Source organism: Roseateles sp., from assembly GCF_036486225.1.
Classification (GTDB): domain Bacteria; phylum Pseudomonadota; class Gammaproteobacteria; order Burkholderiales; family Burkholderiaceae_C; genus Roseateles.
The window spans coordinates 1-8,009 of the sequence record NZ_DASVNZ010000039.1 but is presented as its reverse complement, the minus strand read 5'-3'; the positions used below and the strand labels follow the sequence as shown (position 1 = coordinate 8,009).

Genomic DNA, 8,009 nt, shown 5'->3' with positions numbered 1-8,009 from the left:
TGACGCGCAGGTCTATCTGCTCAACGAGCAGGCGAATGCGCTCGACTGGCTGGGCCTGGACGAGGCAGGCCGATTGACGCATCGGCTGCGGCTCAGCAGCCTGCCTCCCGGATTCGAAGGCTTGAGTTACGCCTCGGACCTGCTCATTGCGCCGGACGGCCGTCGGCTGTTCGCGCTGAACCGGCTGCATGACGCGATCACCGTCTTCGACCTCGACGAGGATGGCCGCCCGTCCTGGCGCGGCGAGACCTGGGCGCAGGGGAGCTACCCGCGCAGCGCGACGTTCAGTCCGGACGGGCGGGCGTTGTGGGTCTGCCTGCAACGCAGTCATCAGATCTGCGTGTTCCACCTCGACGGGGACGCGCTGCCGCGCTTCGACGGCCGCTTCATCGCGATGCCGGGCGCGGCCTGCGTCGTGTTCCGCTGAGCCCCGGACGGCCGGGCGCTCAGCCGAACTGACGTCGATACCGCGACGGCGCCGGCAGCCCCATCAACCGGAAGTGCCGCCGCATCGATTCCGGCGAGCCGAGCCCGGCGAGATCCGCGACTGCCTCTACGTCGAGTGTCTCGCGCGTCTCCAGCAGCTCCTTCGCGATGGCGACGCGCTCGCGGGTCAGCCATTCGAGCGGCGCCAGGCCGGTGGCCTCCTTGAAGCGGCGCTGCAGCGTGCGGGCGCTCATCAAGGCGTGGCGGGCCATCGACGCGACGGTGTGGGCCTCGCGAGGATGTGCGCGCAACCAGTCCTGCAGCACGGCGATGGGGCTCGCTTCGTCAGAAGGCATCGGCCGCGGCACGAACTGCGCCTGACCGCCCTCGCGGTGCGGCGACATCACCAGCCGCTGCGCCACCGCGTTGGCGACGCGCGGACCGTGATCGCGGCGCACCAGGTGCATGAGCATGTCCAGCCCGGCGGCCGATCCCGCCGAGGTGATGAGCTGGCCTTCGTCGACATAGAGCGCGGACGGATCGACGTCGATCAGCGGGAACTCCTGCGCGAGGCGCTCGGCATATCGCCAGTGCGTGGTCGCGCGTTTCCCGTCGAGCAGTCCTGCGTGCGCGAGCACGAAGACGCCGGAGCAGATCGTGCACAGCCGTGCACCGCGCGCGTGGGCGGCGCGCACGGCCTTGAGCAGCGCCTCGGGCGGCCGCTCGGCCGCATCGCGCCAGCCGGGAATGACGATGGTGTCGGCGCGGCGCAGCATCGCCAGCGTGTGTGGCGCCTCGATGCGCACGCCGCCGGTGCCGCGCAGCGGACCGGGCTCCGCGGCGCAGATCGCGTGCCGGTACCAGTCCACGCCGAGCTCCGGACGTTCGAGCGCGAAGAGCTCGACCGCGCAGCCGAACTCGAACATGCAGAGCCGGTCGTAAGCCAGGATGGCGACAAGATGAGGCATGGCGCGATCTTACCGATCAACGGCATTCCGGCCACTCGTCCGCGCAGGAGACCTTCGCGACACTGACCGCCATCGATCCACTCCGTTCAAGGAATCACCGATGAGCTCGAACATCTCCGCTGTTGCCGCCATCCCCGCCGCGCCGAGCGCCCAGGCGCTTGCGCATTTCGAAGAGGCCTTCGCCTTCGAGACCGACTGCTGGGACGTGCAGGACGCGTTCACACGCGGCATCGAGGACTTCGTGCTGCTCGACGTGCGCAGCCACGAGCTCTACGGCCGCGGCCACGTGCCCGGCGCCCTGAGCCTGCCGCACGGCAAGATCACCGAGGGCAAGATGGCCGCGTACCCGATGGACACGCTCTTCGTCGTGTACTGCGCCGGCCCGCATTGCAACGGCGCGCACCGCGGCGCGATCCGGCTCGCCAGGCTCGGCCGGCCGGTGAAGCTGATGATCGGCGGATTGACCGGCTGGATCGACGAGGGATTCGCCGTCGAGACCGGGACCGAGACCGAGACCGAGACCAAGACTGACATCGACCGCGCGCTCACAACTGGTTGAGCACGGGGCTCCACAACGCACTGAGCTTGCGGTACCCCGGCGAGGTCGGATGGATCTCGTTGATCCAGTCGGCGGTCGGCCCCGTGTCCTGGGTCGAGGCCGGGGTGAGCGTGCCCTGTGTGTTGACCACGTGCACCGAGCCGTCGGGGATGGTGGCCGCGATCTGGAAGAGCAGCGCCTTCAGCCGACGGAGCATCAATGCGGCGACGGCGGCCCATTCGGCTTCCGGGATGCCGAATTTCACGAGCGACGGCTGAAGCCAGGGGCCCTTGCCGAAGCCGACGCCCGAAGGACGCGGCACGGCCAGGTCGTAGGTATGCAGGACCACGGGAATGCCGCGGTTCACGCTCTTGTCGCGCTCGCGGAGCATCTGCTTCAGGACCGCCTCGAGATAGACGCTGAAGGTCGACCAGCCCGCGTTGGACAGGAACCGGTCCTCGGCGAGGCCCTGACCCCACTCGTCGCGGGTGGCCAGCAGTCTGCGATCGCGGGGATGGGTCGGACCGACCGCCGCGGCGTCGATGAGGTCGTTGCCGCCGCCCGAGAGCAGCAACCCGCTCCAGGGCTGGCGCAGCGGGCCGTTGAGATAGCTGAGGAATCTCCGCTCGCGGGTGGCGTCGACCATCCGCTTGAGCACCGCGCCGGGCGATGCGAAGTTGACGGCGCAAGCGGCGATGTCGGTCGACATGCCGTCGAAGAGATTCGAGGACTTCAGCGGCAGCGCGCCCAGCGAGAACCACGAATCGCCCTGGGCGAGGAACTGCCGGTTGAAGTCGGAGAGCGGCGCCGGGTTCTCCCGGTGCTCGACTTCATCGGGCGTGAAGACGGTGATGACGGGCATGTGCGGTTCCTCGCTGGCGCCGATGCCGACACGCATCGGACGGTCCAGGCTAGCGAGGAGGGCGTCGCGCGTCACCCGCGGCCTGTCCCTGGATGACGCGGCGCGGGACGCCCACGCGCCGGTCGCGGCGCCCGACGCCGCTCAATGAGAGGACACGAACGCCTCGTCGACCTGCTCCGGGATGGCGAACGAGGCCTTCAATCGCGCGACCTCCGCCTGCGGCGTCCGTCCGAAGAGCCGACGGAACTCGCGGCTGAATTGCGAGGCGCTCTCGTAGCCGACGCGGTCCGCGGCCGCAGCGGCCGTCATGCCCTGGTGCAGCATCAGCAGCCGGGCCCGATGCAGGCGCGTCGACTTGAGGTACTGCATCGGGGTGGTCTGCGTGACCGCCTTGAAATGCGCGTGGAAGGCGGCCGGTCCGAGCCCCGCCTCGCGCGCCAGGCGCGAGACGTCGAGACGCTCGGCGTAATCCGCATGGATGCGCTTGAGCGCCAATGCGATGCGGCCCAGGTGTCCGCGCTCGCCGAGCACGCTCCGCAGGGTCGCGCCCTGCGCGCCGCAGAGGATGCGGAAGTACAACTCCCGCAGCAACGCCGGTCCGAGCACCGCCGCCTCCACGGGATCCGCCATCGCCTCGAGGAAGCGCAGCAAGCTGCCTTCGATCCGGTCATCCATCGGCGACGCTTCCAGTCCGAGCGGCGCCGCCGGTCCAGGCGATGTGTCCTCGCGGGCTATGCCGCTCTGGTCGATCGCCAGCGCGACCTCCGCGGCCAGCGCCGGATCGAGGCGCAGGTAGGCGGCCAGCAGCGGCGCTGCTTCGCTGGCGTCGGTCTCCATCGTGAACGGCACCGGCACGGCGACCACCAGGTAGTGGCGCGCGTCATAGACGAGCGTGCGGTCGCCGATGAAGCCGCGCTTGCGGCCCTGGCAGACGAAGACGATGCCCGGCTCGTAGAGCACCGGCGTGCTGTCGAGCGGGCGGTTGCTGCGCAGCCATCGGACCGAGTCGATCGGGCTCACGGTGTAGCCCTCGGCCGGAGCGAGCTGGAGCAGCAGGTCGCGGATCTGGTGCTGGCGGGTGGCGTCGGACATGGGATGTCGAGGATTCTCGCCGCCACGACGCGCGGCCTGCGCCTCCATGGAGGAATAGGCAAGACCGGTGGGCTTGCAGGTCTGCGCAAGCGGGCCGTCGATTCCTAGCATTCACTCCCATGAACACGACCCACGCACATTCCTCGTCATCGTCGACGCCATCGTCGGAGCGAGCCGCCAAGACCTTCCTCATCACCGGCGTCAGCAGCGGCTTCGGACGAGCGATCGCGGATCGCGCGCTGGCGCAAGGCCACGTCGTCGTCGGTACCGTGCGCAATGCCGAGGCGGCGCGCGACTTCGAACAGCTGTGCCCCGGCCGGGCGCACGCGCGCCAGCACGATGTGACGGCGCTCGAGCTCGCCGCGCCGCTGGTGGCGGGCATCGAAGCGGACATCGGTCCGATCGACATCCTCATCAACAACGCGGGCTACGGCCACGAGGGCATCCTGGAGGAGAGCCCGATGGAGGACCTCCTGCGCCAGTTCCAGGTCAACGTCTTCGGCGCGGTCGCGATGATGAAGGCTGTGCTGCCGTTCATGCGAGGCCGTCGCGCGGGGCGCATCTTCAACACGACGTCGATGGGCGGCTTCATCACGATGCCGGGCATCACCTACTACTGCGGCAGCAAGTTCGCGCTGGAAGGGATCTCGGAGGCGCTGGGCAAGGAAGTCGAGGGCCTGGGCCTCAGCGTCACGGCGATCGCGCCGGGCTCCTTCCGAACCGATTGGGCGGGGCGGTCGATGGTGCGGGCGGAGCGCGGCATCGCCGACTACGACGCGATCTTCGATCCGATCCGCGCGCGGCGCCAAGCCGTGAGCGGCCGCCAGCTGGGCGATCCGGCGCTGGCGGCGCGCGTGATCGTGGACCTCGCGGTCGGCGGGCCCCAACCGCCCGCGCATCTGCTGCTGGGCAGCGACGCGCTCAGGCTGGTGCAGCAGAAACTGGCGGCCATGAACGAGTCGATCGAGGCGTGGCGTGCGGTCACCGTCAGCACCGACGCGCCGCTCGCCTGAGGTCACCGGCGGTTCTGGCCGGCGCCGGTCACTTCACCGGGATCACCGTCCCCCGATCCACCGGCACCGCCGTCACGCTGTTCTGCGGCGATCCTTCGATCACGCGGTCCGAGTAGGTCAGATAGACCAGCGTGTTGCGTTTCGTGTCGACCATGCGGACGACGCGCAGCCGCTTGAACACCAGCGAGGAGCGCTCCGAGAACACCTCCTCCTGCTTGGGCAGTGGCTTGGGGAAGCTGATCGGGCCGACGGCGCGGCAGGCGATCGACGCCTCCGACTTGTCTTCGGCCAGGCCGAGACCGCCCTTGATGCCGCCGGTCCTCGCGCGCGACACGTAGCAGGTCACGCCGGCGACGGCGGGGTCGTCGTAGGCGTCGACGACGATCTTGTGGTTCGGGCCGATGAACTTGAACACCGTGCTCACTTCGCCGATCTCCTCGGCGCTCGCGGCCACGCACACCGAGGCGACGAGCGCCAGCGCGGCGGCGCCGACGGACAGGATCGCCGCGCGGCGGGAAGGAGGGGAACGGCGGGACGGAATGGAAAGACGAGGGCCGGTGAGACGAGGGCTACGCATGCTGGGGGCTCCTTGGATCCGCCGTTGTAGCACGCGCCGTGTCGACGAATTGCGAAGGGATCCAGCGGTCCCGCAGGCTCAGGAACGGCAGCTCCACCAGTCGGTACAGCAGCCATCCGCCGAGCAGGCAGGCCGCCGCGATCACCGGCACCGTCCAGCCCGCCGCCCGCATCAGGCCGAACGCCGCCAGCGGCTTGACCAGCGCGTAGGCGATCGGCTTGTGGGTCAGGTACAGCGCGTACGACCAGCGCGCCAAGGCATTCGCACCGGGGACCCGGGCGCGCGCCATCGGCCCGTGCGGCGCGAGCGCGGCCAGCACCATCAGGCTGAAGCTCCAGGCCAGCGCGCTGTAGCCCCAGCTGCTCATCGCGTGGCCGTAGCCGTAGTCGTCGATGTAATAGAAGTGCAGCATCAGCGTCAGCATGCCGAGGCTCGCCGCCGCGCCGATCGCGAGCAGCGTCTTCGCGCGCCGCATCAGCGCGGTCCAGACGTCCGCGTGGCCGTGCTTCAGCAACGCGACGGCGACGCCGGGCAGGAATTCGTCCAGCCGCGCGAGGCTGCCGTAGTACAGCTGCGGGTAGTAGCCGAGCGACGGATCCTGCGTGCCGTACAGGCGCCACAGGTGGTCGCGCCAGAGGATGGCCGCCAGCGTCAGTACGCCGATCAACGACCACGCCAGCGCGCGGCTGTGCTGCTTGAGCGCCGCGCCCAGCATCAGGGCCGCGGGGAGCATCAGGTAGAACTGCTCCTCGATGCACAACGACCACGCATGGGAGAAGGCCGTGCCCGGCGTCAGCGAGATGTTCTGCGTGAAGGTCAGGAAGCGCCACAGCGGCGGTGGCTCGCGTCCGCCCATCACCTGCGGGAACAGCCAGTAGAGCGCCAGCACCACGTAGAAGTTGGGCAAGGTGCGCAGCAGTCGTCGTCCGTAGAAGCGCGGCAGCGAAAGCCGCTCCCCGCGCTTCATCCCGCCCATCAGCTGGTTGGCGATCAGGTAGCCGCTCAGCACGAAGAACAGGTCGACGCCCGCCCAGCCGACGCTGCTCAGCCAGCCGAAGGTCGGCGCGCCGCTGACGAAGACCTGGTAGTGGTACGCGAAGACCAGCAGGATGGCGGCGGCGCGCAGCGTGTCCAGGCCGTGCTGGCGCGGTGAACCCGTGGCGGGCAGGGAAGGGGAGGACATGAGCGGAGTCCGGCCTCGAGGCCGTGTCGTGTGAGCGGCGGCGATTCTCGGCGCGCTGCCCGACGCCAGGCCGGATCGTGCGACGAAATCGCCGGGGCGGACGACGAGACCCCGGCGGAAGGCGCGTTACGAGCGTTACGCGCAAGGCCCGGCGCGACGCGCGCCTGCCCGGGAGCGCGGCGGGCTCATCCGCGATGCCGCTCGCGGCTGTCCGGTGGCGCCTGCTCGCGTTCGGTCATGCCGTAGTCGCGCAGCACCGACGCGACACGCAGCCGGTAGTCGGCGAAGACGCCGGCGCGGCCCTCGGATTGCGCGCCGCGATGCGCCTCGATGCGGCGCCACTCGCGCACCGCCTCCTCGTCGCGCCAGAAGGACAGCGACAGCAGCTTGTCGGGATCGGTCAGGCTCTGGAAGCGTTCGATGCTGAGGAAGCCGTCGACCTCCTGCAGCAGCGGCTTGAGTTCCGCGGCGAGTTCCAGGTAGCGGTCGCGTCCATCGGCGCTGGGGATGACTTCGAAGATGACGGCGATCATGAGCGGGGCTCCTTGTCCAAGTTGCCCAGGTCGTCCAGGCTGTCCAGGAATTGCGGGATGTCCATGTTGGGCAGCGACAGCGGTGCGGCCGGCTCCGGAAGGCGCAAGCCGGTCTGCTCGGAGAGCCAGGTCAGTGCCGCGTGCAGACTGGTCAGTGTCAGGCCTTGCCCCGGGCAACGGTGGGCGCCGTCGCCGAAGGGATGGTCGGTGCCGGTCAGCGGCACGCTCACGGGTTCGGCGGGGTCGTGCCGCACGTCGAAGCGCCGGGTCACGCGCACGGCCCCGCCGTCGCGGGCGATTCGGAGCAGTCCGTCCCGCGAGGGCACGCGACCGGTGGCCCGCCATTCGAGCAGAGCGTGCCCGAGCAGCGCGGCGCCCGCCTCGTGGCTCTGCCAGATCAGCGCCAGCCGGTTGGCGGTGAACGCCGCGCGGTCTGTCCATCGCTCAGGGGCCGCGTGTCGAAGCAAGGTCCATTGCAATGGCGCGTCCGGTGAAAGACGCTCCGCATCGTCGAGCGCATTCAGCAATGCGGTGACGGCGTCGCCGGCCGCGTGGATCGCGTCGGTGCCGGCACTCGCGCCCAGGCCGGCCGCCATCGCGCGCAGGGCGGCATGCAGCCGCCGTTGCGCGCCGACATCGCGGATCTCGAGGCCGAGCAGGCTCGCGACCGTCGACGCCGGAACGGCCCAGGACCAATGCGACCAGCCGCCCTGCAGCGCGATCGCGGCCTGTCGTCGCGCATGGGCGCGGACGTCATCGTCCGAGAGCGCCTGCAGCGCGCGCGTCAGCGCCACCTTCTCGGGCGCATGCGCGGTGT

General features: G+C 70.0%; 9 protein-coding genes and 1 pseudogene. 3 read left to right on the top strand and 7 right to left on the bottom strand.

Annotated features, from left to right (window positions below):
- A partial coding sequence (locus VF536_RS03595) for a lactonase family protein (protein WP_331613417.1) occupies positions 1 to 427 on the top strand: 427 nt, incomplete at its 5' end.
- Positions 428 to 446: 19 nt separating this feature from the next.
- On the opposite strand, the gene ftrA is transcribed toward VF536_RS03595, so the two are convergent.
- On the bottom strand, positions 447 to 1,394 hold the full coding sequence (gene ftrA, locus VF536_RS03590; RefSeq protein ID WP_331613416.1) for a transcriptional regulator FtrA: 948 nt from the start codon (positions 1,392 to 1,394) through the stop codon (positions 447 to 449).
- A gap of 100 nt (positions 1,395 to 1,494) precedes the next feature.
- Between ftrA and VF536_RS03585 the strand changes: the two genes are divergently transcribed.
- Positions 1,495 to 1,953, top strand: coding sequence for a rhodanese-like domain-containing protein (locus tag VF536_RS03585; RefSeq protein ID WP_414710269.1), 459 nt, complete (start codon positions 1,495 to 1,497; stop codon positions 1,951 to 1,953).
- Here VF536_RS03585 and VF536_RS03580 read toward each other — a convergent pair.
- On the bottom strand, positions 1,940 to 2,794 hold the full coding sequence (locus tag VF536_RS03580) for a hypothetical protein (protein WP_331613415.1): 855 nt from the start codon (positions 2,792 to 2,794) through the stop codon (positions 1,940 to 1,942). The genes VF536_RS03585 and VF536_RS03580 overlap by 14 nt on opposite strands.
- Before the next feature lie 141 nt (positions 2,795 to 2,935).
- On the bottom strand, positions 2,936 to 3,886 hold the full coding sequence (locus tag VF536_RS03575) for an AraC family transcriptional regulator (RefSeq protein WP_331613414.1): 951 nt from the start codon (positions 3,884 to 3,886) through the stop codon (positions 2,936 to 2,938).
- A 119-nt stretch (positions 3,887 to 4,005) separates the two neighbouring features.
- On the opposite strand from VF536_RS03575, the gene VF536_RS03570 reads away from it, so the two are divergent.
- Complete coding sequence (locus VF536_RS03570; protein ID WP_331613413.1) at positions 4,006 to 4,899, top strand: oxidoreductase; 894 nt, start codon at positions 4,006 to 4,008, stop codon at positions 4,897 to 4,899.
- 28 nt (positions 4,900 to 4,927) lie between these two features.
- Here the strand turns inward: VF536_RS03570 and VF536_RS03565 are convergent, their stop codons facing one another.
- The 4 genes and pseudogenes from VF536_RS03565 to VF536_RS03550 form a co-directional block, all read right to left on the bottom strand.
- Positions 4,928 to 5,476 (bottom strand): CreA family protein, encoded by a 549-nt coding sequence (locus VF536_RS03565; protein WP_331613412.1) that lies wholly within the window; start codon positions 5,474 to 5,476, stop codon positions 4,928 to 4,930.
- Positions 5,469 to 6,659: an acyltransferase gene (locus VF536_RS03560; RefSeq protein WP_331613411.1), complete on the bottom strand. Its 1,191-nt coding sequence runs from the start codon at positions 6,657 to 6,659 to the stop codon at positions 5,469 to 5,471. The genes VF536_RS03565 and VF536_RS03560 overlap by 8 nt, the downstream gene beginning before the upstream one ends.
- 185 nt (positions 6,660 to 6,844) lie before the next feature.
- A complete protein-coding gene (locus VF536_RS03555; protein WP_331613410.1) occupies positions 6,845 to 7,192 on the bottom strand; it encodes an antibiotic biosynthesis monooxygenase in 348 nt (115 codons plus the stop codon).
- Positions 7,189 to 8,009: pseudogene (locus VF536_RS03550) on the bottom strand (hypothetical protein); the annotation flags it as partial. The pseudogene VF536_RS03550 and the gene VF536_RS03555, both read right to left, overlap by 4 nt.

Bases quoted from the DNA above. Each gene is read 5' to 3' on its own strand.
- ftrA (WP_331613416.1), bottom strand. From the start codon at position 1,394: ATGCCTCATCTTGTCGCCATCCTGGCTTACGACCGGCTCTGCATGTTC.
- VF536_RS03585 (WP_414710269.1), top strand. From the start codon at position 1,495: ATGAGCTCGAACATCTCCGCTGTTGCCGCCATCCCCGCCGCGCCGAGC.
- VF536_RS03580 (WP_331613415.1), bottom strand. From the start codon at position 2,794: ATGCCCGTCATCACCGTCTTCACGCCCGATGAAGTCGAGCACCGGGAG.
- VF536_RS03575 (WP_331613414.1), bottom strand. From the start codon at position 3,886: ATGTCCGACGCCACCCGCCAGCACCAGATCCGCGACCTGCTGCTCCAG.
- VF536_RS03570 (WP_331613413.1), top strand. From the start codon at position 4,006: ATGAACACGACCCACGCACATTCCTCGTCATCGTCGACGCCATCGTCG.
- VF536_RS03565 (WP_331613412.1), bottom strand. From the start codon at position 5,476: ATGCGTAGCCCTCGTCTCACCGGCCCTCGTCTTTCCATTCCGTCCCGC.
- VF536_RS03560 (WP_331613411.1), bottom strand. From the start codon at position 6,659: ATGTCCTCCCCTTCCCTGCCCGCCACGGGTTCACCGCGCCAGCACGGC.
- VF536_RS03555 (WP_331613410.1), bottom strand. From the start codon at position 7,192: ATGATCGCCGTCATCTTCGAAGTCATCCCCAGCGCCGATGGACGCGAC.